22 protein-coding genes are annotated in these 26,864 nt (G+C 70.0%); 14 read left to right on the forward strand and 8 right to left on the reverse strand.

Features of this window, described 5'->3' with window-relative positions:
• Positions 1 to 49 precede the first annotated feature (49 nt).
• Both M3195_RS08705 and M3195_RS08710 read left to right on the forward strand, forming a co-directional pair.
• A complete protein-coding gene (locus M3195_RS08705; RefSeq protein ID WP_251586642.1) occupies positions 50 to 694 on the forward strand; it encodes a TetR/AcrR family transcriptional regulator in 645 nt (214 codons plus the stop codon).
• Between the two features lie 12 nt (positions 695 to 706).
• Complete coding sequence (locus M3195_RS08710) at positions 707 to 2,080, forward strand: pyridoxal phosphate-dependent decarboxylase family protein (RefSeq protein ID WP_251586644.1); 1,374 nt, start codon at positions 707 to 709, stop codon at positions 2,078 to 2,080.
• A gap of 144 nt (positions 2,081 to 2,224) precedes the next feature.
• On the opposite strand, the gene M3195_RS08715 is transcribed toward M3195_RS08710, so the two are convergent.
• On the reverse strand, positions 2,225 to 3,292 hold the full coding sequence (locus tag M3195_RS08715; protein WP_251586646.1) for an alpha/beta hydrolase: 1,068 nt from the start codon (positions 3,290 to 3,292) through the stop codon (positions 2,225 to 2,227).
• A gap of 63 nt (positions 3,293 to 3,355) precedes the next feature.
• Positions 3,356 to 3,889, reverse strand: coding sequence for a TetR/AcrR family transcriptional regulator (locus M3195_RS08720; protein WP_251586648.1), 534 nt, complete (start codon positions 3,887 to 3,889; stop codon positions 3,356 to 3,358).
• A 103-nt stretch (positions 3,890 to 3,992) separates the two neighbouring features.
• On the opposite strand from M3195_RS08720, the gene M3195_RS08725 reads away from it, so the two are divergent.
• On the forward strand, positions 3,993 to 4,703 hold the full coding sequence (locus tag M3195_RS08725; RefSeq protein WP_251586650.1) for an MBL fold metallo-hydrolase: 711 nt from the start codon (positions 3,993 to 3,995) through the stop codon (positions 4,701 to 4,703).
• Between the two features lie 117 nt (positions 4,704 to 4,820).
• Here M3195_RS08725 and M3195_RS08730 read toward each other — a convergent pair whose 3' ends face one another.
• Genes M3195_RS08730 through M3195_RS08740 form a run of 3 tightly spaced genes read right to left on the reverse strand, consistent with a single transcriptional unit; the run spans position 4,821 to position 8,181 of the window.
• A complete protein-coding gene (locus M3195_RS08730) occupies positions 4,821 to 5,390 on the reverse strand; it encodes a cysteine hydrolase family protein (RefSeq protein ID WP_251586652.1) in 570 nt (189 codons plus the stop codon).
• Positions 5,387 to 6,847, reverse strand: a complete 1,461-nt coding sequence (locus tag M3195_RS08735) for a purine-cytosine permease family protein (RefSeq protein ID WP_251586654.1) — start codon at positions 6,845 to 6,847, stop codon at positions 5,387 to 5,389. The genes M3195_RS08730 and M3195_RS08735 overlap by 4 nt, the downstream gene beginning before the upstream one ends.
• Before the next feature lie 47 nt (positions 6,848 to 6,894).
• Positions 6,895 to 8,181 (reverse strand): M18 family aminopeptidase, encoded by a 1,287-nt coding sequence (locus M3195_RS08740; protein ID WP_251586656.1) that lies wholly within the window; start codon positions 8,179 to 8,181, stop codon positions 6,895 to 6,897.
• A 193-nt stretch (positions 8,182 to 8,374) separates the two neighbouring features.
• On the opposite strand from M3195_RS08740, the gene M3195_RS08745 reads away from it, so the two are divergent.
• The 5 genes from M3195_RS08745 (at position 8,375) to M3195_RS08765 (ending at position 17,436) form a co-directional block, all read left to right on the forward strand.
• Positions 8,375 to 13,915: a DUF7507 domain-containing protein gene (locus M3195_RS08745; protein ID WP_251586658.1), complete on the forward strand. Its 5,541-nt coding sequence runs from the start codon at positions 8,375 to 8,377 to the stop codon at positions 13,913 to 13,915.
• A gap of 233 nt (positions 13,916 to 14,148) precedes the next feature.
• Positions 14,149 to 15,015, forward strand: coding sequence for an EamA family transporter (locus M3195_RS08750; protein WP_251586660.1), 867 nt, complete (start codon positions 14,149 to 14,151; stop codon positions 15,013 to 15,015).
• A 33-nt stretch (positions 15,016 to 15,048) separates the two neighbouring features.
• Complete coding sequence (locus M3195_RS08755; protein ID WP_251586662.1) at positions 15,049 to 15,495, forward strand: GNAT family N-acetyltransferase; 447 nt, start codon at positions 15,049 to 15,051, stop codon at positions 15,493 to 15,495.
• A gap of 289 nt (positions 15,496 to 15,784) precedes the next feature.
• Entirely contained in the window at positions 15,785 to 16,465 is a 681-nt protein-coding gene (locus M3195_RS08760) for a hypothetical protein (protein ID WP_251587609.1), read from the forward strand.
• Positions 16,384 to 17,436 (forward strand): HNH endonuclease signature motif containing protein, encoded by a 1,053-nt coding sequence (locus tag M3195_RS08765; RefSeq protein WP_251586664.1) that lies wholly within the window; start codon positions 16,384 to 16,386, stop codon positions 17,434 to 17,436. The genes M3195_RS08760 and M3195_RS08765 overlap by 82 nt, the downstream gene beginning before the upstream one ends.
• A 227-nt stretch (positions 17,437 to 17,663) precedes the next feature.
• On the opposite strand, the gene M3195_RS08770 is transcribed toward M3195_RS08765, so the two are convergent.
• Positions 17,664 to 18,071: a VOC family protein gene (locus M3195_RS08770; protein WP_251586666.1), complete on the reverse strand. Its 408-nt coding sequence runs from the start codon at positions 18,069 to 18,071 to the stop codon at positions 17,664 to 17,666.
• Positions 18,072 to 18,081: 10 nt separating this feature from the next.
• Positions 18,082 to 18,735, reverse strand: a complete 654-nt coding sequence (locus M3195_RS08775) for a response regulator (protein ID WP_251586668.1) — start codon at positions 18,733 to 18,735, stop codon at positions 18,082 to 18,084.
• Positions 18,736 to 18,960: 225 nt separating this feature from the next.
• On the opposite strand from M3195_RS08775, the gene M3195_RS08780 reads away from it, so the two are divergent.
• Positions 18,961 to 20,232, forward strand: a complete 1,272-nt coding sequence (locus M3195_RS08780) for a sensor histidine kinase (RefSeq protein WP_251586670.1) — start codon at positions 18,961 to 18,963, stop codon at positions 20,230 to 20,232.
• A 209-nt stretch (positions 20,233 to 20,441) separates the two neighbouring features.
• On the opposite strand, the gene M3195_RS08785 is transcribed toward M3195_RS08780, so the two are convergent.
• Positions 20,442 to 21,185, reverse strand: coding sequence for a GntR family transcriptional regulator (locus M3195_RS08785; protein ID WP_251586672.1), 744 nt, complete (start codon positions 21,183 to 21,185; stop codon positions 20,442 to 20,444).
• A 173-nt stretch (positions 21,186 to 21,358) separates the two neighbouring features.
• Between M3195_RS08785 and M3195_RS08790 the strand changes: the two genes are divergently transcribed.
• The 5 genes from M3195_RS08790 to M3195_RS08810 all read left to right on the forward strand — a co-directional run bounded on the left by M3195_RS08790 (position 21,359) and on the right by M3195_RS08810 (position 26,863).
• On the forward strand, positions 21,359 to 22,282 hold the full coding sequence (locus M3195_RS08790; protein ID WP_251586674.1) for a phosphate/phosphite/phosphonate ABC transporter substrate-binding protein: 924 nt from the start codon (positions 21,359 to 21,361) through the stop codon (positions 22,280 to 22,282).
• 126 nt (positions 22,283 to 22,408) lie between these two features.
• Positions 22,409 to 23,263, forward strand: a complete 855-nt coding sequence (gene phnC, locus M3195_RS08795; RefSeq protein ID WP_251586676.1) for a phosphonate ABC transporter ATP-binding protein — start codon at positions 22,409 to 22,411, stop codon at positions 23,261 to 23,263.
• 2 nt (positions 23,264 to 23,265) lie between these two features.
• Positions 23,266 to 24,990, forward strand: a complete 1,725-nt coding sequence (locus M3195_RS08800; protein ID WP_251587567.1) for a PhnE/PtxC family ABC transporter permease — start codon at positions 23,266 to 23,268, stop codon at positions 24,988 to 24,990.
• Complete coding sequence (locus tag M3195_RS08805; RefSeq protein ID WP_251586678.1) at positions 24,987 to 26,126, forward strand: TIGR03364 family FAD-dependent oxidoreductase; 1,140 nt, start codon at positions 24,987 to 24,989, stop codon at positions 26,124 to 26,126. Before M3195_RS08800 ends, M3195_RS08805 begins: the two co-directional genes overlap by 4 nt.
• On the forward strand, positions 26,123 to 26,863 hold the full coding sequence (locus tag M3195_RS08810) for an HAD family hydrolase (protein WP_251586680.1): 741 nt from the start codon (positions 26,123 to 26,125) through the stop codon (positions 26,861 to 26,863). Before M3195_RS08805 ends, M3195_RS08810 begins: the two co-directional genes overlap by 4 nt.
• Position 26,864 lies beyond the last annotated feature (1 nt).

Raw genomic sequence — 26,864 nt, forward strand, 5'->3', positions numbered from 1 at the left:
GCCCTCGCGCTATTGAACATGCGATCAACAGGTGCTACGGTAGCCCGTGATGAAGAGCAGGTCAAGAGCCGCGACGCCGCGCCGACTCCCGCCCCTGGAGCGAGAGCGGTCGATCGTCGACGCGGCCGTCGCGCTCGCCGCCGAGAGCGGTCTGGAGGCTCTCACCGTTCGCGCGATAGCCGGGAGAGCGGGCGTGGCGCCCGCGCTCGTCGCCCACTACCGGCCGGTCATGGACGCGTTCGTGGCCGAGGTCTTCGGCGCGATCGTCGCGGCCGAGCGCGAGGAGGTCATCGCGTCCCACGACTCTGGCGAGCTGCGGGAGAACCTCCTGCACCTCATCGAGACGCTGCTCGACGAGCACCGCGACGACGTCGCGGTCGTCTGGGTGCAGTCGTGGGCCCTCGGCGCCCGCAATGAGGCGCTCGCCGCCCGGGTGCGCGCCGAGATGGACCTCTGGCAGAGCGCGCTCGAAGACCTCATCGCCCGCGCGATCGCCGACAACCCGCATACGTCGGTCGATCCGGCGTCGGCGGCGTGGATGCTGCTCGCCATGGTCGACGGCATGAGCGCGCACTCGCTCGTCAAATGGGCGCCCCGTGACCGGTCCGCGCTCGCGCGTCGCACTCTCGCGGCCGTCCTCGACATCCCCGCGGACGCGACGGCGCCCGCCGCGCACCCCTCGACAGACAGGTAGGAAGAGACCCCCATGGGCGCAGAACGCATGCACGCGGCATCCGCGGAGTCGACGGCGATCGTCGATGCCGTGCTCGACTACTCCCGGCGGCGGATGCTGGCCGCCGACGTGCCGCTCGACAAGCCGCAGACGCCGGCCGAGCTGAACCGCCTCGTCGGCACGACCATCACCGACGCGGGCCTCGGTGCCCAGCGGGCGCTGAGCGTCTTCGAGCACATCCTCGCCCCGGCGTGCCTCACCACGAGCCACCCGTCGTACCTGTCGTTCATCCCCACGGCGCCGACCATGGCGGCGATCGCATTCGACCTCGTGGTCTCGGCATCCGGCCTGTACGGCGGCAGCTGGCTCGAGGGCGCCGGCGCCGTGCACGCCGAGAACGAGGTGCTGTCGTTCCTGGCTGCCGAGTTCGGTCTGCCCGCCGGCGCCGGGGGAGTGTTCGTGCAGGGCGGGACGATCGGCAACCTCTCGGCGCTCGTCGCGGCGCGTGAGGCCGCTCGGGCTCGCCTGGTGGAGCGGGGCGTCGAGCCGCCCGCACGGTGGAAGATCGTGTGCAGCGTCGAGGCGCACTCCTCCAACAAGTCGGCCGCGAAGGTCATGGACGCGGATGTGCTGCTCGTGCCCGCGGGGCCCGACGGGGTGCTGCGAGCGGATGCCGTGCGCGCGGCGCTCCGCGAGCACGGCGATGAGATCTGCGCCGTCGTCGCCACGGCCGGGTCGACGAACTTCGGGATCGTCGACGACATCGCCGGCATCGCGGCTCTCAAGGACGAGTTCGACTTCTGGCTGCACATCGACGGCGCCTACGGGCTCACCGCGATGCTCGCGCCGGACGCCCGGCCGATCTTCGCCGGGGTGGAGCGCGCCGACTCGGTGATCGTCGACCCGCACAAGTGGCTGTTCGCGCCGTTCGACTGCTGCGCCCTCATCTACCGCGACCCCGAGACCGGCCGCCGCGCGCACACGCAGCACGCCGAGTACCTCGACACCCTGACGGATGCCGGCGACTACAGCCCCTCGGACTACTCGATCCAACTGACCCGGCGGCCGCGCGGACTGCCGCTGTGGTTCTCACTCGCGACCTACGGGGTCGAGGCGTATCGCGAGGCGATCGGGGCGACGATCGCCCTCGCGAAGCGCATCGCGGAGGAGATCGCCGCGCGCCCCGAGCTGCGGCTCGTCCGTGACCCGCAGCTCTCCGTCGTCGTGTTCGAGCGCGACGGCTGGGAACGCGCCGACTACGACCGCTGGTCCGACGCTCTGCTCGACTCGCAGCGCGCGTTCGTCGTGCCGAGCTCGCACCAGGGGCGGCCGAACACGCGGTTCGCGATCCTCAACCCGCTGACGACCTTCGCCGACCTCGTCGGCATCCTCGACACGATGAAGTGACTTCCGAGGCCGAGCCACCCCCTCGTGCTCGAGCGGCCCCCTTGCGATCTCTCGCAAGAGGGGTGGTTCGGTCGAAGAGGGGTGGTTCGGTCGAAGAGGGGTGGTTCGGTCGAAGAGGGGTGGCTCGGCGGAGGAGGGATGGCGTCAGCGGGACGTGTGGGTGTCGAGGAAATCGATCGTCCGCTGCAGCGCGGTCTGGGCGTCAGGCAGGTCGAGGTGGAACTGGTACTCATGCGGCAGTGCCGGTTCGTGCGGCGCCGGCCAGAAGAGCGTCGTCACATCGACGCCGAGCTGGTCGAGCCGCTTCGCCATCGGGATCGACTGCAGCCAGGTGAGGCCGTCGCCGTTGCCGCCCGAGATGTAGGTGGCGGGGAAGTCGGCCGTGACCCAGTCGATGGTCGACATGGTCGCGCCGGTGGCGTCCTCAGCCCAGGTCTTCGTGCCCGAGTACGCCCACATCGCCGACTTGAAACCCCACCCGGCGATGCCGTCGAGTTGCGCGAGCGCGGCGAGGTCGTACACGCCGCAGTTGAGGATGGTCGCCGCGACCTGCGAGGCCTGCAGAGCCGGCTCGATGTCCATGATCTCGGCGTAGGCCGGGCTGGTGATGAGCGTGGCCATCTGGCTGGCCAACTGGCCGCCGGCCGAGTCGCCGGCGAGCACGATCTGATCGGGGTCGACGCCGAGCTCGTCGGCATGCTCGTCGATGTAGGCGAGTGCCGCGTTGAGCTGGTTCACCGCGAGCGGGTACACCCCTTCCGGCCCGATCGTGTAGTTGACGCCGATCGTCGTGTATCCCTCGCCAGCGAGGATGCGCAGGTAGGGGGCGACGTCGGCCTTGGACCCCGAGATCCAGGCGCCGCCGTGGATCCAGACGATCGTGGGAAGGGGGTCGGTGGGGGATGCCGGGGCGAAGACGTCCATCGTGGTGTCAGCGCCTGCATCGCCGTACGACACGTCGAGCTTCTCGGTGAGCTCGGTGTCCGGCACGTGCCTGTCCATCTCGGCCGCTGTCTCGGCGCCACCCTTCTCGAACACCGAGCGGATGAGCATGGCGGAGGGCCACGGGGTGAGTGCGCTGACGAGGGCCGCGATCACGACGACGGCGACGACGATCAGCAGCGCGACCTTCGTGCGGTGCCAGGGCCGGCGGGGGCGCCGCCCGGTCGTCTCGGTCGGTGCACTCTCGTCGGCGGGCGCGCTCGCGGTCATGGGGATCCCCTCTCCGCGCAACAGTGTGGCAGTATTCCGGTTGCTGCCGCATCCGCCGAGTCGTCAGGTGGCGCGGCCGCCGAGCCCGCGCACGATGGTCTGCAGTCCGTAGGCGAACGCCTGGTCGACGTCGCCGCCGAGGCGGAACGCCCGGGTGAGCTCCATCTGCAGGAAGCCCGTCGCCCAGGCGGTGAAGAGGCGCGCTGCGTCGAGAGCGTGCTCGGCGCCGACCAGGGACTCGCAGGCGCGGAGCACCGGAGCCGACGCACGGTGCAGAGCGTCCTCCGGAGCGACCGGGGTGAACAGCAGGCGGAACGCCTCCGGTCGGTCATGTGCGAATCGTCGATACACGCCCGCCAGCGCGGTCAGGTCGTCGTGGCTCGACGCGAGCCGCGCCGCAAGGTCGTCCGCCGCCTCCGCGGCTACCGCCTGCAACAGCGCTTCCCGGTCGCGCACGCGCTTGTAGAGCGAGGGAGCGCGCACGCCGACGCGGGCGGCGACAGCCTGCATCGTCACTCCGGTAGGCCCGCTCTCCTCGAGCAGGGCGCAGCCCGCCTGCACGACGGCCTCGGTGGTGGTGCGTTCGGGGGTCGGCATCCGGTTCTCCTGTCCTTCGGAGCCATGACTATTGACAATAGCTATGATAGCTACGTAACGTAGCCATCGCAACCGAAGGGCCATCGCAACCGAAGGGACCGCCATGAAGCTCGCACCGCACCTGCATCGCCTGGGAGGGGACATCGTCTCCTCCTACCTGATCGACCTCCCCGAGGGGATCACGCTCATCGACGCCGGGATGCCGGGGCACTGGCGTGACCTGAATCGCGAGCTCGAGCTGATCGGCCGCGCGATCGCGGATGTCCGCGGCGTCGTGCTGACCCACGGCGACAGCGACCACATCGGGTTCGCCGAGCGGCTGCGCCGTGAGACGGGGGCGCCGATCTTCATCCACTCCGCCGATGCCCACCGCGTCCGCACGGGCGAGAAGCCCAAGACGGCGATGGGGCCGTCGCGTCTCGGACCGATGCTCGGCTTCCTCGCCTACGGCATCCGTCAGCGCGCGCTGCGCACGCCGCACGTGACCGAGGTGAGGGAGGTCGCCGACGGCGACGTGCTGGATCTGCCTGGTTCTCCCGTGATCATCGAGATGCCGGGCCACTCCCCGGGCAGCGTCGCGATCCACGTGCCCGCGGTCGACGCCGTCTTCGTCGGCGATGCCCTGACGACCCGCCACGTGCTCACCGGTCGAGAAGGCGCGCAGCCCGCCCCGTTCACCGATGACCCCGAGCGCGCGCTGGCGTCGCTCGACCGGCTCGCCGCCGTTCCGGCATCCTGGGTCCTGCCCGGTCATGGCGCACCCTGGCGCGGCACGCCCGCCGACATCGCGAAGGCCGTGCGCGCGGCCGCGTGACGCTGGTTGCGGCGTCCCGATCTGCTGACGACGTCCCGATCCGCGGACCGATCCGGCGAATCGGCCAGCGGATCGTGCCTGGGTCGGCAGATCGGGACGACGGACGGCCCGCCCGGCTCAGCGCGCGGCGAGCACCGTGGCCGTGTCGCGGACCGTCAGCTGCGGCGGATACAGGCCCATGACATGCAGAGCGGCGGTGTGGTTCTCGGCCGTCGATCCCGCGCAGGCGTCGGCGGCGATCGCCACGTGAGCGCCGGCATCCACGGCGGCGAGAGCCGTGGAGACGACGCAGCAATCGGTCGACACCCCGGCCAGCACCACGTGGGCCCCGCGCCCGATGATCGCCTCGAGCTGAGCGCCCCACTTGCCGAACGTGGGCAGGTCGAGCGTCGGATGCGGCGACAGATCCCGCGCCTCGGGCACGAGGTCGAACAGCGGATCGCTCGGCGGTCGGTCCGCGAACGGCCACTCGGCGAAGTAGTCGCCCCAGGCCGTGTCCCGGTCGCCCGTCGGCATCCATCGGGTGACGACCACGTTCTCGCCGAACGCGGCGGCCAACTCGCGGATGCGCCCGATCGCATCCCCGAAGAACGGCGAGCCCCACGCCGAGTCCGGAGAGGCGAAGATCGTCTGCGGATCGACCACCACCAGCCACGACGGGGTCGTCGAGCCTGTCCCAGCGCTCACGCGGTCTGCTCCTGTCGACGGATCGTCGCCGCCCGCGCGAACCAGGTGACCGCGAACGACAGCACGAGTGCGAAGAACACCCCGAGGTTCGCGTACGCCCAGTCGCCCTCACGACCGCCGATGAGGAAGAGAAGGTATCCCTGCCAGTTGTTCCACGGCGCGGCATCCGCGAACGAGTTGACGACGAAGCCCCAGCCGATCACGCTCGCGACGGCCAGGGTGCCGATAGACGTCCAGTCCCAGGCGCCGTAGCGTCCGCGGCTGTCGAACAGCGCCTCTTCGTCGTAATCCTTCCGTCGGCGCAGGATGTCGGCGATGAGGATGCCGGCCCAGCATGCCAACGGCACGCCGAGCGTGATGAGGAAGCTCTGGAAGGGGCCGAGGAAGTCGGTCGCGACGAACACGACGTAGATCGTGCCGAGCGTGAGGATGACGCCGTCGATCGCGGCCGCCGACGGGCGGGGGATGCGGATGCCGAGGCTCAGCAGCGTCAGGCCCGACGAGTAGATGCCGAGCACCGCCCCGGAGACGAGTGCCAGCACGGCCGTCAGCAGGAACGGCACGAGCACCCACACGGGCAGGATCGTGGCGAGCGCGCCGATCGGGTCGCCTGCGATCGCATTCAGCAGGTCGTCATCGGAGCCGCCGAGCAGCAGACCGAACACGACGAGGATCACCGGCGCGACGGATCCGCCGATCGTGTTCCACGCGACGATCGCGCCGTCGGATGCCGTGCGCTTCTGGTAGCGCGACCAGTCGGCGGCGATGTTGATCCAGCCGAGACCGAATCCGGTCATCACCATCACGAGCGCGCCGATCACCTGACCGATGCCGCCGTCGGGCCGTGCCAGCACGGCCGCGAGGTCGATCGTGGGTGCCGCGAGGATCACGTACACCACCGTCACGATGCCGGTGATCCAGGTGAGCACCGACTGCAGCCGCATGATGGTGTGGTAGCCCAGCACGGATGCCGCGACGATGAGCGCCGCGACGATCACGGTCGCGATGATCTTCAGGGCGACGCTGTCGCCGTCGCCGCCGAGCTGCGAGATGACGGTGGCCGTGGCGAGCACCGCCATGATCGCGAGGAACGTCTCCCAGCCGATCGAGGTCAGCCACGAGACGATGCCCGGAATCTTCTGCCCGTGCACGCCGAAGGCCGCGCGCGACAGCACCATGGTCGGCGCCGATCCGCGCTTGCCGGCGATCGCGATGAGTCCGCACAGCAGGAACGACACGACGATGCCGATCACCGACACGAGCGTCGCCTGCCAGAACGAGATGCCGAAGCCGAGCACGAACGAGCCGTACGACATGCCGAACACCGACACGTTGGCCGCGAACCACGGCCAGAACAGGTCGCGAGGCTTCGCGGTGCGCTCGGACTCGGGGATGATCTCGATTCCGGCGCGCTCGATGAGGGCGCCGCGGGTCTCGACCGGCTGCATCTGCGTCATCTGCTCATGATGGCACCGCCGTGGCGCGATGGGGCAGAGCGTGACGATCAGCCGGCGAAGAACGTCCCCGCGACGCGCGTCAGGTCGTGCAGGTCGGAGACGCCGGCGAGCTCGCGCGCGGAGTGCATCGACAGGATCGGGATGCCGACGTCGACGGTGCGGATGCCGAGGCGCGTCGCCGTGATCGGGCCGATCGTCGACCCGCACGGCACGTTGTTGTTCGACACGAACTCCTGGGTCGCGACGTCGGCGGCGTCGCACCAGCCGCGCCAGGCGGCGGAGCCGACGGCATCCGTCGCGTACCGCTGGTTGGCGTTGATCTTGAGGATGGGACCCGAGCCGAGCACGGGCTGCACGACGGGGTCGTGCTTCTGCGCGTAGTTGGGGTGCACGGAGTGTCCGACGTCGCTCGACAGGCACCACGACGAGGCGAACGCCTGACGGCGTTGCGAGGAGTCGGCACCCAGGGCGTCGTACACGCGGCCGAGGATGTCCTCGAGGAACGGCCCTGCCGCGCCGGAGCGCGAGTTCGAGCCGAGCTCCTCATGGTCGAACGCCGCGAGGATCGCGATCGGACCGGAGTCCGCGACACCGGCCCGCTCGAGCGCGACGACGCCGGCGTGCACGGAGGCGAGGTCGTCGAGGCGGCCGGAGGCGAAGAACGCGTCGTCCTTGCCGAACACGGCGCCGCGCGCCGCGTCGGCGATCACCACGTCGTAGCCGCGGATGTCGGATGCCGAGGCGTCGGCGGACCGGGCAAGCTCGGCGAGGATGTCGGCCTCGGCGACGTCGCCCAGGCCCCACACCGGCTGCGTCTCGGCCTGCTTGTCGAGCGCGAGCCCGTTGTTGTTGACGCCGCGGTCGAGGTGCACGGCCAGCTGGGGGAGGCGCAGCAGCGCGCCGGTGTCGGCCAGCACCACGCGGCCGTCGGCGAGCGCGAGGCGTCCTGCGAGGGTGAGTTCGCGGTCCAGCCACGAGTTCAGCAGCGGGCCGCCGTAGACCTCGACGGCCGCCTGCAGCCAGCCGCGTCCGCCGGTGGTCGGCTGCGGCTTGAGCTTGAACCCGGGGGAGTCGGTGTGCGCGCCGAAGATGTGGCTGGGCGTGGTCGCCGAGGCATCCGACGGCACGCTCCACCCGATCGTCGCGCCGTCGCGCACCACGACGTATCGCCCGCCGGGGCGGATCTCCCACGCCTGCTCCTCGTGCAGTCGCTCGAACCCGGCTGCCTCGAGGCGACGGGCCGTCTCGGCGGCGGCGTGGTAGCTCGAGGGAGAGGAGGCGACGAAGTCGGCGAGATCGTCGGCGTACGTGAGGGCGTCGGGGGTGACGGGCATGGTCGACCTTCCTGGTGGCGTCCTTCGATGGTAATCGGAGGGGCCGATCGCGCAGGGGGCCCGGACGGTCGCGTCCTGTCGGCCCCGCCCGGACGCGGTGGACGTACAGCCGACTCTCAGCTATCGTCCCTTGGCAGGGAGTTGCGTCGTTGAGAACGGCGTGGGGAGACTCCGGGGGAAACAAGGGACAGCCGTGTCTGCACACGCTCACTCATACATCCGTCGTGCCATTGCGGGGGCCACGGCGGCACTGCTGCTCGCGGCCGGATTGACGGTCGTCTCGGAGGCGGTCACGCCGTCGGTCGCGTCGGCGGCGCAGGATCCGACACAGTGCGCCGGATCGATCGCGCTCGCGAACGGCAGCTTCGAGCAGCCGGCCTTCACCGCCGGAGTGTCGCTCGTCAACGAGAGCGTCATCCCGGGATGGACGACCACCGCGACCGACAGACAGGTCGAGATCTGGCGCTCGCCCGGGAACCCGCGGGGCTACCCCGCCGCGCAGGGATCGCAGTTCGCCGAGCTCAACGCCTTCCAGGCGAGCACGCTCTACCAGGATGTGACCACCACGCCCGGTCAGACGCTGTACTGGTCGCTCAAGCACCGGGGCCGTGAAGGCACCGACACCATGCGGGTCGTCGCGGGCGCCCCGGGCGGCACCCTCGCGGACATCAGCGGTCTGCTCGCCGACGGCACCGCCGCGTGGGGCACCCGCACGGGTTCCTACACCGTGCCGGCGGGGCAGACCACGACCCGGTTCGGGTTCCAGGCCGTGAGCACCGCCACCGGCAACCAGTCGGTGGGCAACCTGCTCGACGACATCGCCTTCGGCACCGGGCCGTGCCTCATCTCGACGAAGACCGTCGCGAACCTGACCCGCGGCGGCACGACCGCCGAGGTCGGCGACACCCTGCGCTACACCGTCACCACCCGCAACGACGGCGGCAACCCGGCGCTCCAGTCGATCTCGACCGATGTCCTCCCCGCCGGCATCGACTTCGTCCCCGGCTCCCTCCGCATCGTGAGCGGCGCCGGGTCCGGTGCGCTCACCGACGCCTCCGGCGACGACCGCGGCGAGTACGCCTCGGGCTCGCGCACCCTGCGCGTGCGGCTGGGTGAGGGAGGAACGGCCGCCGTCGGTGGATCGATCAGCGCCGGCACCGTGACCTCGTACACCTTCGACGCGAAGGTCAGAGCGGATGCCGCTGCGACGACCATCGTCAACGAAGCACGGGTGGCGTTCCGCGAACCCGTCACGAACCTCGACCGCACGTCGGTCACTCAGGAGGCCGTCACCCCGGTGAACCCCGCGGCCGATCTCGCGATCACCAAGACACTCGACACCGCGTCGCTCGTCGCCGGACGTCCGGCCACGTTTACGATCGGCGTCACGAACAACGGGCCGCAGACGGCCACCGGCGTCACCGTGACCGACCAGATCCCCGCCGGTCTCACCGCGGTGCAGGCGACTCCGAGTTCCGGCGCCTGCACGGTCACGGGCACCGTCTCGTGCACACTGCCCGACCTCGCGGTCGGCGCCGGCGCGACCATCACCGTGACGGGCACCGTGTCGCCGTCGTTCACGCCCGGTTCCGCGCTCACCAACACGGCGACCGTGACCGGATCGCGCTTCGATCCGGTACCCGCGAACAACACCGCGACCGCGTCGGGGATCAGCGCTGCCCTCGCCGACCTGTCGGTGACGAAGACGCACTCGCCCGCTGCCCCGGTGGCCGGGCAGAACGTGACCTACACGCTCACCACCCGGAACGCCGGGCCCTCGGAGGCTCGCGACGTGCGACTGAGCGACCCGCTCGACCCTGACACGAGCTTCGTCAGCGCCGCGCCGGGGCAGGGCGCCTGCTCGGTGGTCGACGGCATCCTGGGCTGCGACCTCGGCACGCTCGCGCCGGGAGCCACCGTCGTCACCACCGTCGTCGTGCAGATCGCGGCCGGAGCGACCGCGGTCGTGCAGAACTCCGTCGCCGTCACGAGCAGCACTCCCGACCCCGATCCGAGCAACAACGTCGACAGCACGAGCTTCCAGCCCGAGATCATCGCCGACCTCGCGGTCGTGAAGTCCGCGTCGGACGACGAGGTCGCGGCCGGCGGCACGGTCGACTTCTCACTCGCGGTGAGCAACCTCGGCACATCGGATGCCGTCAACGCGGCGCTGGTCGACACCGTGCCGACCGGGTTCACGGTCACCGGGGTGCGGGCCCCCGCCGGAGCGACCTGCGCGTTCATGGCGACGGACGTGCGGTGCGTGTGGGATGTGCTCCCCGTAGGCGGACCGGCCACGGTCGTCGTCAGCACGGTCGTCGCCGCCGATGCTCCGGTCGGATCGGTGGTCAACACGGCATCCATCGCCTCTCCGGCCGACGACCCGAACCCGGCGAACAACTCCGACTCCGCCGAGGTCGAGGTCGTGCAGAGCGCCGATCTGTCGATCGTGAAGTCGGCCCCCGCGACGGGAGTGCCCGGCGGGGCGTTCGCCTACACGCTCGTCGTCACGAACGGCGGTCCGTCGGTCGCCCGCGGAACCACGCTCTCCGACACCCTGCCCGCAGAGTTCACGGGGGCGGCGGTCGGCGCCGCGGGCTGCGCCGTCGCCGCAGGCACCGTGTCGTGCGAGCTCGGCGACCTCGCCCCTGGTGCATCCGTCGCCGTCACCGTGAACGGCACCTGGAGCGCGACCGCGACCGGGACGATCCGGAACGTCGCGGCGACGACCTCGGCGACTCCCGATCCCGACACGGGCGACAATTCCTCGACGGTCGACGTTTCGCTCACCCCGAGCGCCGATGTGAGCGTCGTGAAGACGACGACCACCCCGAGCGTGCCGCTCGGGGGGACCGCGTCGTTCATCATCACGGTGAGCAACGCCGGGCCGTCGGCCGCAGCGGGTGTCGTGGTGGCCGAGCTCGCGCCACCCGGGCTCGCCGTGACCGCGGCGACGCCGTCGCAGGGCACCTGGGCTCCCACCGACCACCGGTGGACCGTCGGCACGCTGCTTCCCGGCGAGTCGGCCACGCTCGCGATCACGGCGACCGCCACCCTGGTCGGCACCCGCACGAACACCGCCACGGCGACCTCGCCCACGCCCGACCCCGATCCGTCGGACGACACGGGCACGTCGACCGTCGAGGTGACGCCGTCGGCCGATCTCGCGATCGTGAAGACGAGCTCCGTGAACACGGCGCCGTCGAACGGGCCGATCACGTACACGATCGTGGTGACGAACAACGGACCGAGCCCGGCATCCGCCGTCGCGGTCTCCGACCCGCTGCCCGCCGCGCTGCTGAACGCCACGACGCCCACCGCAGGGTGCTCGATCACGTCGGGAACGCTGAGCTGCGCGGTCGGCGCGCTCGCCGTGGGGGCGACGTTCACGGCCACCGTGAGCGGCACGGTCGACCCCGCAGCGCCCGGCGCGACGCTGGCGAACACCGCGACGGTCACCTCGACCACGCCCGACCTCGATCCCTCGGACAACACGTCGACCGTCGAGATCCCGATCGCGGGCACGCCCCGGGTCGAGCTCGTCAAGAACGTCGCCGCTCCCGTCGACGCGACGGGTGATGACCGGATCGGCGCCGGCGACACGGTGTCGTACACCTTCACGGTGCGCAACACCGGCGACGTCACGCTCACCGGTGCCGCCATCTCCGACCCGCTGCTCGGCGGCGCGGTCACCTGCCCGGACCTGGGGTCCCCGCTCGCGCCGGGTGCATCCGCGAACTGCGGTCCGATCGTCTACACGCTGACCCAGGCAGATGTCGACGCCGGTGACGTGCACAACGACGCGACCGTCGTCGCCGAGTCCGCGAGGGGCCAGGCGACGGACGACGCGTCCGCCGACGTCGTCGTACCCGTGGTGAACAGCATCGTGCTGACGAAGGCTCCGAGCACGGTGGTCGACGTCGACGGGGCGGGGCAGGTCACCGCCGGTGACACCCTCTCCTACACCTTCACCGTCACGAACACCGGCACGACGACGCTGCAGAACGCCGTCATCACCGACCCGATGCTCGGCGGCACGGTCGTGTGCGCGGCACTCGACGGCGCGGCCCTCACGCCGGGGCAGTCGGTCGTGTGCGCCCCGGTCGACTTCACGCTGACTCAGGACGACATCGACGCGGGAGTCGTGCGCAACACCGCGACGGTCACCGCCGAGGCCCCCGTCGGGACGGTGTCGGACACGGCATCCGCCTCAGCCGACATCGACCGCACCGCGGGCATCGACCTCGTCAAGACGCCAGGGCAGGTGCAGGATGCGGATGCCGACGGCGCGATCGGCGCGGGCGACACGGTGTCGTACACGTTCACGGTGCGGAACACGGGCACGACGACGCTCACCGACGTCACGGTGGCGGACCCCCTGCTCGGCGCGGGTGCGCTCTGCACGGTCCCGCTGGTCGCGGTCGGTGACTCGGTGGAGTGCGGGCCGTACACGTACGTGCTCACGCAGCAGGACATCGAGGACGGTCGCCGCCCCAACACGGCGACGACCACCGGAACGAGCCCGCTCGGTCCGGTGAACGACGCCGCCGCGGCCGAGGTCGTGTTCGCCGGCACACCGGCCGTCGAGCTCACGAAGACGCCGGCGCTGCCCGTCGACGCGGACGGCGACGGCATGATCGGCGCCGGCGACACCGTCGCGTACTCGTTCACGATCCGGAACACGGGAACCACCCTGCTCACCGACCTCGTGGTCGACGACCCGCTGCTCGGGGGCGTCGTCGACTGCGCGGCGCTCGACGGCCTCGCCCTCGCGCCGCAGGGATCGGTCGACTGCGGTCCCGTCGACTACGTGCTGACGCAGGCCGACGTCGACGCCGGCGCCGTGGGCAACACCGCGACGGTGACCGGCCAGTCGGTCGCCGGGCCCGCCGCCGACGACGCCACGGCCGACGTCGCCGTCATCGGCACAGACGCGCTGACCCTGCTGAAGTCGGCCGCCGCGGTCGTCGACGCCGACGGGAACGGACGGACGGACGCCGGCGACACCATCGCCTACGCGTTCACCGTCACGAACACCGGCACGACGACGCTGACCGGCGTCACGGTCTCGGATCCGCGCCTCGGCGGCGACGTCGTGTGCGCTGCGACCGAACTCGCTCCCGGCGAGTCGACCGTGTGCCAGGGCCCGGCCGCCGTGCTGACGCAGGAGGAGGTCGACGCCGGCGAGATCGTCAACACGGCGACCGCGACGGGCTCCGGAACCGGCGGGCAGCCCCCGACGGATGAGGACACGGTCGTAACGCCGCTTGCCGTGCAGCCCGCGATCGCGCTCCAGAAGACCGGCGGCGACTACGTCGATGCGAACGGCTCCGGCCGCATCGATGCCGGCGACACGATCGCCTTCCGGTTCGTCGTGACCAACACGGGCGCGAGGACGCTGACCGACACGGTGATCGACGACCCGAAGCTCGGAGGGGCGTTGGACTGCGGCATCCCGACTCTCGCTCCCGGAGCGACCGCGTCGTGCGGGCCCGTCTCGTATACGCTCACCGCCGCAGACGTCGCGAACGGCACGGTCGTGAACGTCGCCACCGTGAGGGGTGCTGCCGGGACGATCATCGTCACCGCCGCCGCGACCGCGACCGTCGACGTGACGGCCCTCGCCACGACCGGCGGTGTCATCACGGGGCTCGGCTGGGCGCTGGCTCTGCTCGCGGTGGGTATGGTCGCGCTCCTCGTCGCGAGGGTGCGTCGGCGCGAATCCGCGGGGTGAGGCAGGGTGAACGGATGCCGACGGCATCCGTTCACCTGCCGGCCACGTTTGCGGGGTACCGTGGTGTCGATAGCGCCTAGGGTTCCGGGGCGCGGCGGAGGTCTTCGGATCGACGTCGCCCCGACTGGTCCGAGCGGCGCCACGGCAGCCCTCCGCAGGGATGCCGTCATCTGACAGGACAAAAGCCCGGAGGACCCTGTTCGTCGCGCCCGCGGCGGATGGAAGGGTCTTCCATGTCGACGCTCGCCTTCGTCCTCGTCATCGCCGCCGCGGTCTCTCACGCCGCGTGGAACGTCATCGCGCACGGCGTCAGCCGCGCGGGAACGCCGTTCCTGTGGTGGGGAGCGCTGGGCAGCACGGTGCTCTGGGCGGGGGCGATCCCGTTCACCGGCGGGCTCGGCACGGACGACCTTGCGGCGTTCGCCCTCGGGGTCGGTGTGTCCGGTGTGCTGCACGTCGTGTACATGGCGGTGCTGCAGCGCGGATACCGCGAGGGCAACCTCTCGACCGTGTACGCCACCGCGCGCGGCACGGGGCCGTTCCTGTCGGTGATCGTGGCGGTGCTGCTGCTCGGCGAGCGGCCGTCGGCGGTCGCGCTGGTGGGCGTCGCCGCGATCATCATCGGCGTCGTCGCGATCGGACTCGTCGACCGCGGTCGCGCCGGTCGGCGCGGACGCGGCGTCGACCTGGGGCTCGTGTTCGGACTCCTGACCGGCGTGGCCATCGCCGCGTACACGATCTGGGACGCGAACGCCGTGCGCACCTGGAACCTCTCGCCGGTCGCGTTCATGGTCGGGACGACGCTGCTCGAGATCCCGTTCTACACGCTCGGCGTGCGACGCCGGTGGGGTGCGGTGCGGATGCTGTGGCGCACCCAGTGGCGCAGGATCGTCATGTTCAGCATCCTGTCTCCGCTGTCGTACATCCTCGTGCTGACGGCGATCCAGATCGCGCCGGTCGCGCTCGTCGCACCGCTGCGCGAGGTGAGCGTGGTGCTGGTGAGCCTCTTCGGGGTGTTCGCTCTGAAGGAGAGCAAGCCGGGGTGGCGCATCGCGGCCTCGGCGGTCGTCGCCGCGGGTATCGTGATGCTCGCGCTGTGACCGGCTCGGCGTCGTCGCTGGTTGGATGGAAGCATGCTGTGGGAGTTCCGGGCCGCTCGACCGACGGACGCCGAGTGGATGGCCGAGCTGCGTGCCGTCGTGATGCGGTCCGACCTCGAACGGCTGGGGCGCTTCGACCCGGTGCGGGTGCGGACCCGCTTCCTCGATGCGTATGCGCCGGAACTCACGCGCGTCATCGTCGTCGACGGAGCGGATGCCGGACTCGTCGCCGTGCGACCCGCGGGGGCCGAGACCTGGATCGAGCACTTCTACCTTGATCCCTCGCTGCAGGGGCAGGGGATCGGTGGCGCGGTGCTGTCGACGCTGCTCGCAGAGGGGCCGGTCGCCGGGCCGTTCCGGTTGAACGTGCTGCGGGGGAGTCCCGCACGACGACTGTATGAGCGGCATGGATTCGTCGAGGATGCCGCGGACGAGATCGACGTCTTCATGACCCTGCCCGGATCCGCTGTCGGACGTTGAGCGAGCGGAGCGAGACGAAACGCGGTTTCGTGTCGGGTCCTTGAGCGAGCGGGGCGAGACGAAACGCGGCTTCCGGTCGATGGTCGTTGAGCGGAGCGAGTCGAAACGCGTCTCCTTTGGTCGTTGAGCGAGCGGAGCGAGTCGAAACGCGATGAGGTCTCTGGTTCGCCGGGGCCATCCTCCTCGCCGCCCGCACCGTGTTCCGGTGTTCTGGAATACGCCTCTGATCTGGCCTGTTTCTGCTGGTCTCGGGCCTGTGAATGTCGGTGGCCCGGGGTTGGATGAGGGTATGACCCACCCCGCCGACGTACTCGCTCAGGTCGCGTGCGACCTGGATGCGGTGCTGTCCGATGACACCCTGGCGGGGTTGTCTGATGCGGATCGGGTGCGGGTGTTGCAGGCGGCGGGTGCGGTGGTGCGGCGGGTGGAGGCGGTGGTGGTGGAGACGCTCGGGTCGACGAACCCGGTCGATCTTGCGCACGGGGCGGGGTGTCGCAGCGCCCAGGAGTTGGTGCAGCGCGCCCTGCTGGTCGATGGGGCCGGTGCGGGGCGGGTGGTGAAGGCGGCGGGGCTGGTGCGGCGGGAGTCGAGCCTGGTGTCGGGGGAGTGGTTGCCGGCGCGGTGGCCGGCGGTGCGGGACGCCCTGTTGGACGGGGTGGCCGGGGTGGCGGGGGTGGTGGCCGCGACGGGCCCGGTGGAGCGGATTCATGACCGGATCGGGCGGAAGAGCGGTTGGCGGCGGATGCGTTTCTCGCCGACACCGCCCGTGGCCGTCACGACGAGGGCGACGCTGGTGACCTTGAAGACGAGGACGAGGACGATGAGAGCACAGGTGTGTCGGGGGAACCGGCCCGGGGTCCGGGGGTGTTGCCGGAGGATCTGGGGCGGGTGGCGCAGCAGATCGCGGTGGTGTTGGACCCGGACGGGCCCGAGCTGGACGACCAGTACGCACTCCAGCGTCGGGGCCTGACGATCGGGCGCCTGCACCAGGGGTTGCATCGGATCACGGGGCACCTGCTCCCGGATGCGGCAGCGCAGCTGCAGGCGGTCCTGGATGCGATGCTCAACCCGAAAGTCGACGGCCCACCCCACCCGACCGGTGTCCGCTTCGAACCCTCCTCGGGCGAGGACGGTGACACCGCGAAGGGTGCTGGTGCCGAGTCGGGTGATGGTGTCGAGTCGGGTGCTGGTGCCGAGTCGGGTGATGCCGTCCCGCTGGATCCGTGGAACTCTGATCCGCGTGCGGTGATCGATGCCCGCACCCACACTCAGAGACGTCATGACGCGTTCGCGGCGGCGGTGGGGATCGCGGCCCGACATGCGGACATGCCGTCCCTGGGCGGGGCCGCGCCGACTCTGGTCGTGACGGTCGATGCGAACGACCTGGCCGGGCATGCCGGGCGGGCGCGGCTGCCCGGGTCGGATGCGACGATCCCCACCACGGCGGCGGTGCACACGGCGTGTTCCGGGGTGATTCAGCGGGTGCTGGTCGATCGGGGGAGGATCGTGGGGATCACGGTCACGGACCGGGTGTTCACCGTGCATCAGCGGCGGGCGATCATCGCCCGCGACACCGAATGCCTCATCCCCGGCTGTCATGTTCCGGCGGCGTGGTGCGAGATCCACCACGTCACCGAACACGCCCGCGGCGGGCCGACCTCCACCGACAACGGCGTCCCGTTGTGCTGGTGGCATCACCGCTCCCTCCCCACCTCCGGGTGGGAGATCCGCATGAACCATGGCGTCCCCCAGGTCCGCGGACCCGCCTGGTGGGACCCCACCCGACGATGGCACACACCCACCCACAGCACGAGATCACGTCACAGAGAACGGATCGGTAGGGCACCCCGCGCTGCACCGACGCAGACGCCGCAACCGCTTTCGATCAGGATTGACCGAAGCGGGACCGGCGTCGACGACGCATGGCCGCGCAGGGGCTGAATGGCAAGGCGACTCGGCGCCATCAACGCCGTCAACCCCACTCGCCGCGACGCGATCCAGTGAGATGTGGCACTGGCGCGACCGCGACCGCGAAGGTGAATGCGAGTGCGACTGCAACTGCGACCGCGAAGGTGAATGCGACCGCGGAGGTGACTGCGACTGCCACCGCGAGGGTGAATGCGAAGGGCGCCTGTACCTGCAAACCGTCGAATGTGCACCGAGCGCGGTCAGCCTCCGGCAGGAGTCACCGGCATCGCGACGATCTCCGCTTTGAAGCCGGCGCTGTTCTCCAGCCAGCCGGCGTAGTGGCCGGGGCCGCCCGCATGCGGATAGCGCTCCTGGTACAGCGGACGCCATCCGTGCTCAGACGCGTCCGCAATGACCGCGTCGACCACAGACTCGTCGTCGACCGAGAACGCGACATGATTCACGCCCGGTGCCCGACGGTCATGCTGTGCGCCCGACAGGTTCGGCGACGACGTCAGAGTGAGATAAGCACCTCCCGCCGCCCACGACTCTCCGTCCGGCCACGTGCTCACGCGCTCGAAGCCGACGCGATCCAGCAGCCAGCCCCACTCGGCGCGAGCTCGGCGCAGATCAGCGACCCACACCTCGACGTGATGGAAACCGGCCACCCACCCGCCCTCAGCGGAACTCGACGAGACCGGCCTGCGCCGCCGTCACCAGGATCTGCACGCGATCGCGCACGTGCCACTTCGACATGATGCGGCCCAGATGAGCCTTCACCGTGCCCTCCGACACGATCAACGAGCGCGCGATCTCCGCGTTCGACATACCCTGGGCGAGCCGGTCCAGCACCTCGCGCTCGCGCTCCGTCAGCTCCTCCAGTGTTCCATCGCCGGCCACCGGCTCCGTGTCCCGCACGTGCTTGATGAGCAGAGACGCTATCCGCGGTGACAGTGAGCTCTGGCCGCTGTACACCTCGCGCACGGCCGCAACGATGCTCGCCGCGCTCGAATCCTTGAGCATGTAGCCCGACGCCCCGGCACTCAGCATCGGCAGAACCGTGTCGCTGCCGTCGAGTGTCGTCACCGCGAGGACGCGGATCTCCGGCCAGCGCTCGGCGATCACGGCCGTCGCCTCGATGCCGTTCATCTCCGGCATCTGCACGTCCATCATCACGACGTCGGGCCGCTCGCGCTCGACCGTGTCGATGCCCTCGAGGCCCGTCTCGGCTTCGGCGATCACGGTGATCTCGGGGTCGCGAGACACGAAGTGGGAGAGGGCAGAGCGCACGAGTGGGTCATCGTCGACGATCACGACACGGATTTCCGGCATGGAGGAAGCCTACCTGTGGCGAGCGGAACCGCGAAGGACTAGACGTTCGTCTAACGATCTATGGCCGAAAGACAGATGTGCCGACCCTGTCATCACCGAGATGATGAATACATCACTAATCAAAAGTACAACTCGGGAGGTGAATTCAATGGGCTTTTGGAACGCAGTCGGAAAGATGTTTGGCTTCTTTTGATAACTTACCTGGAAAATAGAAGATACTGAAGCATGGCCTTCCGTCTTTCTCGCAACGCTTCTTCCAGCGCTGCTCGCCTCGACCGAGGCGAGAGGGCTACGCTCATCGAGCGGATAGCCGTACTCGGGATCGTCGGAACGATCGTCGCTATCAACGCCGTGGTGGCGTTCACGTCTGCGGACGTCGAACCACTGGCGGCTGTGATCGGCGTCGTGTCCACGGCAGTGCTCGCACTTTTTCTCTGGTCCCCTCTCATCGCGGTGTGCGGCCTCGTGGCCGTCTTCGCACTCTCCTTCCTCGTGGGAATCGAGTCGGAGAGCCTGATCCTCCTCGCGGTCGCCGCGGGGTTGGTGGTTCGTCTCGGCTGGACGTCCCTCGTCATGGTCTACGCGGGTGTCTTTCTGCTCGCGACGGCTCTCGTAGCCGTGGGTGTGAACGCGGATCCGATCAACGTCGGCGTCTATCTGATCGCCGCCGTGGTCTCGAGCATCATCGGGTACGCGTTGCGGCTCGCCTTCGCGAGAGGGCGCCGACTCGAGGTGGAACTGGCCGAGAAGGCAGAACAGGAACGACAGGCGGTTCTCGCCGAGCGACGATGGATCGCCGGCGAGCTGCACGACAGCATCGCCCACCACCTCACGGTGGTGTCACTGCACGTGCAGATGCTGGACGACGCTGATGCGAGTCCGGCATCGCAGGAGGCCATCCGCATCGCAGCGCGTAAAGCGATGACGGACCTCCGCTTCGTGATCGACCTCGCCGACGACGGACCCCGCGCAGCGGGGATGCCGGCGGGAGACCTCGCCGCCTCGATAGCAGAGGCCTCCGAGGAGTTCGAGTCCGCAGGGCACACCGTCCTGCTCGAGGGCGACCCCGCGGACGAGCGGATCCCGCGCGCGGCGGAGATCATCTTCGCGCGCATCGTGCGCGAAGCCACGACCAACGCCCTCAAGTACGCCGGACCGGGCAGCATCGACATCCGCCTCGACGTGACCGACGACGCGGCGAGTATCTCCATCAGCAGCCCGCTCTCCGCCACCCCGCGGCGCGAGCTCTCCTCCAGCCGCACCGGTATCGGCCGGATGGCCGAGCGGGTACTCGGAGCGAGCGGTGAGTTCAGCGCCGGGGAATCCGACGGACGCTGGGTCGTCGCAGCCAGCCTGCCCATCGCGCGTCAGGCGCGCGCCGAAGACGAGGCGCTCGATTCCGGTGCAGTCGTCGCCCCCGCGAAGCCGGCAGGGTCTCCGGAGAGCACGCGTTCCGAGCCCCAGATGCTCCGGAGAGCTAGACGAAAGTCTAGGTAAGATCTCGACGTTCGACGGTGTTCCATGGTGCATCTGGCCGCCTACCTTGGTAGTACCCCAGAAATAGCGCATCCCCAGCGCTGTGATCGCGAGCGCGATCCTTGGAATCTGATCCCCATCGCGCTCGCGATCAGCTTCTTAACGAGAAGCCCCGCTTCGACGACACGCTCCGCGTGCCTCGAGAAGTGCGACGACTCGGCCCTCCTGCATCATCCGCCCACGGCCCGCATGTAGTGGCCATCCGTCGAGATACCGGACGCTGCGACGGTGAACCGCACGACCTCGCTCAGGTACCTGTCCTCGGACGCTTCGAAGATCCGCCCGTCGGCATCGCGTGAGATCCGGCTGAGTCGCAGAATCGGAGTCCCCTGCGGCACGCGCAGAAGCGCGGCATCCTGGTCGTCGGCGGCCACCGCGTCGATCTGGTGCTCCAAACCGACGATGGGGTGCCCGATCGACGCCAGGTACTCCGTGATCGAGATCTCATCGGTGTCGACCTCGAACAGGCGTCGACCCGGGACCTCCGTGTAGAAGAGACGCTCGAGCATGGTCGGACGTCCATCCAGCAGCCGCAGCCGCACGACACTGACGATGGTGTCGTCCGGCGCGACACCCAGCAACTCGGCGCGCTCGCCCGCTCGTCGCAGGCTCAGCTCCTGTGTCTCGGCCCCCGGTGTGACGCCGAGATCGCGCGCCCAGCGGGTGAAGGGCACCGACACATCGACGGCTTGGTTCGCCTTGATCGCCACCACGCGCGCCGGGCGCCCCCGCCCGGTCTCGATCAGCCCTTCCGCGCGGAGCCGAGCCAGGGCATTACGGATCGGTCCACGAGACGTCCGCCAGCGATCGGCCAATTCCGCCTCGGTCGGAACGTCGTCGCCGGGACGGAGGGCGCCGGAAGTGATCTGCTCGCGCAGCTCGTCAGCGATCTGGGTGTACACAGCTTCTGCCACATAGGCATATTACTTGGCCACGTCCGGCGGCAGGGGCTTGTTCTGCGGGCGTTCACCCGGGGAAACCTCGGATGAACGACCACTGAACTCTTTCGAGTTAGGTACATACCTCGGCATCTGGGCTGTCAGAGTTGCTCGTGGATCACTCCCCCTCACACCTCCGAAAGGTCCTCATGAAGCTTCGCGCTCTCTCCGTTCTCGCCGGCGCTGCGGTTCTCGCGCTCGGCCTCGCTGCGTGTTCCGGCAGCGCCGAGGCGACCGGCTCCGACGCCTCCTCCTCGCCGGCGGGCGGATTCGCGGTCGATGAGAACACGCTGGTCTTCGGCGTCGTGCCCGACTCGGTCGACACCGAGACGAACTACCAGCCGCTCATGGACTACATCTCCGAGATCACCGGCAAGACCGTCGAGTACCACGAGTCGACCGACTACGCCGCGCTCATCGAGGCCGCCGTCGCCGGCAAGGTCGACGTCGCCTCGTTCTCCGGCTTCACCTACGTCACCGCAACGAACAACGGCGCGAAGCTGACCCCGATCTCCTCCATCGTCACCGAGGAGGGCCAGGAGCCGGGCTACTACTCGCAGGCCATCGTGCCCGCTGACAGCGACATCTCCAGCATCGAGGACTTCAAGGGCAAGAAGGTCTGCTTCGTCGACCCGTCGTCGACGTCGGGCTACCTCTTCCCGTCGTACAACCTGATCGAGGCGGGTATCGACCCGAAGACCGACATCACCCCGGTCTTCGCGGGCAAGCACGACGTCAGCGTGCAGAAGGTCGGCGAGGGTGTCGAGTGCGAGGTCGGCTTCGCCGAGGACTCCGAGGTCGAGAAGTCCGATGCCGTCAAGGTCATCGACGAGACCATGGTGCCCGGGGCCCCGCTCGTCTATTCCTCGACCCTCCCCGAGGACGTCGCCGAGGAGCTCATCGACGGTCTGAGCGAGATCACGATCGACGACATCATCGCCGCCGGCATCGATGGAGCAGACACGGAAGCGTTCCGCAGCGTGTTCTACGCCACGAAGCCGGTCGACGACGCGTACTACGACCTCATCCGCGACATCTGCAAGGAAACCGAAGCGGAGCAGTGCCAGGCCTGACCGCCTGACCAGGACGGAACGCGGTCGTCCGACCGCGTTCCGTCCCGCTTCGCTCGCTCGACGCCCCGACGCCCCGACGCCCCGACGCCCCGACGACCCCGACGACCCCGACCCAGGAGTACAGCCATGAACGCGGCATCCGATGCCCTGATCCGCCTCGACGGCGTGACCAAGACCTTCGGCTCGACAACCGCTTTGCGCGGAGCCTCGCTGCAGGTCGCGCGCGGCGAGATCGTCGTGCTCCTCGGCCTCTCCGGCTCCGGGAAGTCGACGCTGCTGCGGCACCTCGACGGCCTCGAGCTCCCCACCGCCGGGACGGTGGAAGTGCTCGGAGCGCAGGTCCCGACGTTGAAGGGCACGGCGCTGCGCGCACTGCGCCGTCGCGTCGGGTTCATCTTCCAGCAGTTCGAGCTGGTGCCCTCGCTCACGGTGCTCGAGAACGTGCTGACCGGATCGCTCTCCACCGTGCGCGGACCCCGCCTCGGCCTGTGGGGGTACTCGAGGGCGGCCAAGCTGCGCGCGCTCGAGCACCTCGACCGCGTCGGCCTGCTCGACCGCGCCTACCAGCGAAGCGACACCCTGTCGGGCGGACAGCAGCAGCGGGTCGCGATCGCCCGCGCTCTGATGCAGAAGCCCGACATCCTGCTCGCCGACGAGCCTGTCGCCTCGCTCGACCCGGAGTCCAGTGAGCAGGTGATGGCGCTGATCCGACAGATCGCCGCAGACGAGGGACTCACGGTCGTCTGCAGCCTGCACCAGGTCGACCTCGCGATCTCCTGGGCCGATCGGATCGTGGGCCTGCGCCACGGCGAGATCGTGCTCGACACCCCGACCACCGCGCTCACGAAGGCCGAGGTCATGGAGATCTACGGCCGGGTCGCCACGACGACCGCTGAGCTGCGAGCGGTGCACGACGAACTGGCGGACGCAGCGCTCACGCATGCTGAGACGCCGGATGCCGTGAGGGTGACCGCGCCGTGACCATGACCGCCCCGGCGACGGCCCAGAACTCCGCGACGTCCGTCGCGGACCGCGCACCGCGCCGCCCCGTCTCGCCCGAGCGCATCGCCGCGGGGCTCACCCTGCTCGCCCTCGTGGTACTCGGCATCCTCGCCGTGGGCGAGGTCGGCATCTCCATCCCCGCGATGGTGCAGAGCTGGGGCAACGCCGAGAACTTCATGGCCCGCGTGGGCGGGCTCTCCTTCCCCGAGGCCGGCGATCTCGTGTGGCTCATCGCGCTCACGGTGGGACTCGTGCTCGTCGGCACACTGCTGGCAGCCGTGCTCTCGGTTCCGATCGCGTACCTCGCTGCGGCGAACACGACGCCCGGGAACGGCTGGCGCGCCGCCGCCCGCTTCGTCGGGGTCCTCACCCGCGCGCTGCCTGATGTCGTGCTCGCCATGGCATTCGTGCTGATGTTCTCCCTCGGCACCCTCCCCGGCATCCTCGCGATCGGCATCCACTCCATCGGGATGATCTCGAAGATGTTCGCCGACGCGATCGAGCAGATCGACGAGGGTCCCCGGCTCGCGATCCGCGCCGCCGGCGGATCGCGGATGCAGGAGTTCACGGCCGGCATCCTGCCCCAGGTGCTGCCGAGCTGGGTCGCGACCGTGCTGCACCGCAACGACATCAACCTGCGGGGCAGCGTCGTGCTCGGATACGTCGGCGTCGCGGGTCTCGGCCTCGAGATGTCGTATGCGTTCAAGTCGCTGAACTACGGCAAGGGGCTCGGCATCGCCCTCGTCATCTTCGTCCTCTGCATCGTCATGGAGATCGTGTCGAGCATGGTGCGCGGTGCGATGCTCGGGCAGCAGAAGCACACGCGTTCCTGGATCGACCGCATCATCCACCCGCGGCTGCGCGACGCCCACACCGGCGGAGCACCCATGACTCGTCCGGCATGGGCCGCGACTCCGCAGACCGCGGTCCGTCGTCCCTGGACCGCCGAGCGGGTGCGCAACACGGCAGGCGTGGCCATCGCCGTGCTCGTCGTGATCGGCAGCGTCGTGGTCAGCCAGATCAACTGGATGGACTTCTTCACCTTCTGGGCCAAGCTCCCCGAGGTCGCGGCCAGGTTCTGGCCGCCGTCGTTCGGCAGCTACGACGCCGCTGCGATGTTCCTCGCGATGCGTGACACCGTGGCGATCGCACTCGCCGCAACCGTCCTCACGCTCCTCCCGTCGCTGGTGCTCGGGTCCCTCGCCGCGACGAACGTGGCGCCGAACTCCGGTATCCGCGGTGCCGCTCGGCTGCTGCTGGTCGGCATCCGCGGCATCCCGGAGCTCATCCTCGCGATCGTGCTCGTCGTCATCACGGGTCTCGGCGCCCAGGCCGGGGTGATCGCCCTTGCGATCGGCGGGATCGGTCTGCTGGGCAAGCTCATCGCCGACTCGTTCGAGGAGGTCGACCGCGGACCCGAGCGCGCACTGCGCGCCGTCGGCGCCACGCGTCTGCAGACCTACACCGCGGCCACCGTTCCGCAGGGGGTGCAGGCGTTGATCGGACACAGCTTCTACATGCTCGACACGAACATCCGGGCGGCGACGATCCTCGGCATCGTCGGAGGCGGGGGAGTGGGCTACTACCTGCTCAATGCGAGCCAGGGATCCCGCTACGAGACGGTGACCGCGATCGTGCTCATGATCCTCGTGACGGTGCTCGTCGTCGAGGGCCTCGCGATGTGGATGCGGAAGGTGTTCCGATGACCCTCTCTCACGACACGGCCGACCTGGTCGTCATCGGCTCCGGCGTCGTCGGCCTCGGCGCCGCATACGCCGCGGTCCGGCGCGGACTCCGCGTGATCGTCGTCGACCGGACGGACGCTCCGGTCGGCGCGACGATCCGCAACTTCGGCCACCTGTGCATCGGAGCCCAGTCCGGCGAAGCCCGCCGCTACGCTGATGCGTCGCGCGAGCTCTGGCTGCGCCTCGCTCGCGACGCCGGCTTCTGGCTGCGAGAGTCCGGCACGCTCGTCGCCGCGCGGCATCCCGACGAGATCGCGGTGGTGGAACGCGCGGCGCAGGACGGCGGCATCAGGATGCTGGAGGCCGATGAGCTGCGGCGCCTCGCGCCGCTCCGCGCCGAGGGTCTCGTCGGCGGGGCCCACATCGAGCCCGACCTGCAGACCGACCCCCGTGCGGCCGCCCCTGCGATCGTGCGACACCTCGCCGCCCTCGGAGTCGAGTTCCGGTTCCGCACAGCCGCGAACGCGGTGGCGGCCGGGCGCGTGCTGACGAGCCGCGGTGCCATCGACGCGGGTGCGATCGTCGTCGCGGCCAACCACGACGTCGACCAGTTGCTGCCGGAGCTCGCCGAGAGCCGGGGCATCGAGCGGTGCGCACTCGACATGATGCGGGCCGCCGTCGACTTCGCGCGTCCACTCGCCGCACCCCTGCTGACGGGCTGGTCGCTCGTTCGGTACGGTCGCTTCGCCGAGGGATCGGCGGCGACCGCACTGCGGGAGCGTCTGCACGCCGAGCGGCCGGAGCTCGCCGCGCTCGACCTCAATCAGATGTACACGCAGCTGCCCGACGGCACGCTCATCCTGGGCGACTCGCACGCCACGGCGACCGCGCCGGCGCCGTTCCAGCCCGAGGCCGCGTTCACGGCATTCCTCGCGGAGGCGGAGGCGCTGTTCGACATCCCGGCTCCCCGCGTGCTCGAACGCTGGCAGGGCGTCTACGCGAAGGCGCCGGGCGATTTCCTCGTCGACACGGCTGTCGACGGTGTGCTCGTGCTCGCCGCGACGACGGGGATCGGAATGACGACGGGACTGGGGCTCGCCGAAGAGAATCTCACCGCCGCCTTCGGGTGGGCACCAGCGATGGAAGGAACACCATGACCACTCCGCTCGAATCCCCGAGGCGCGACGCCGTGCCCGCGGAACTCGTCGTGCTCGACATGGCCGGCACCACGGTGCTCGACGACGGCGTCGTGGAGAGCGCGTTCCAGCGTGCGGCCGAGCGCACCGGCGTCGCCGACCGGATGCCGTGGGGCGAGGCTCTCGCGTACGTCCGGGACACCATGGGCCAGTCGAAGATCGACGTCTTCACCCATCTCGCCGGTGGCGACCGGGCGGCCGCCGAGCGCGCGACCGCGGCCTTCGAGGGCGCCTATGCCGAGATCGTCGCCGAGCAGGGCGTCACCCCGATCGCCGGCGCCGCCGACGCGATCCAGGACCTCAAGGACGCCGGGCTCGCGGTCGTCCTGACGACCGGTTTCGCGCCGGTGACCCGCGACGCGCTGATCGACGGTCTCGGGTGGCGGGGCCTGATCGACCTCGCCCTCTCGCCGGTCGATGCCGGCCGGGGGCGCCCGGCGCCCGACCTCGTGCTCACGGCACTGCTGCGCACCGGGGCTTCCTCGGTCTCGGCGGTCGCGGTGGCCGGGGACACCGTCAGCGATATCGAGTCGGGACGCCGTGCCGGCGCCGGCTTCGTGGCGGGCGTGCTCACGGGAGCCCACGATCGGGATGCGCTCACGGCTGCGGGAGCCGATGCCGTGCTCGCCGACGTCACAGCTCTGCGCGCGTCGCTCGCCGAGCACGACCTGCTGCGCCTCGTCGCCGCCACCCCGTGAG

It is taken from the genome of Microbacterium hydrocarbonoxydans (assembly GCF_023715885.1).
In the GTDB taxonomy this organism is placed as follows: Bacteria; Actinomycetota; Actinomycetes; order Actinomycetales; family Microbacteriaceae; genus Microbacterium; species Microbacterium hydrocarbonoxydans_C.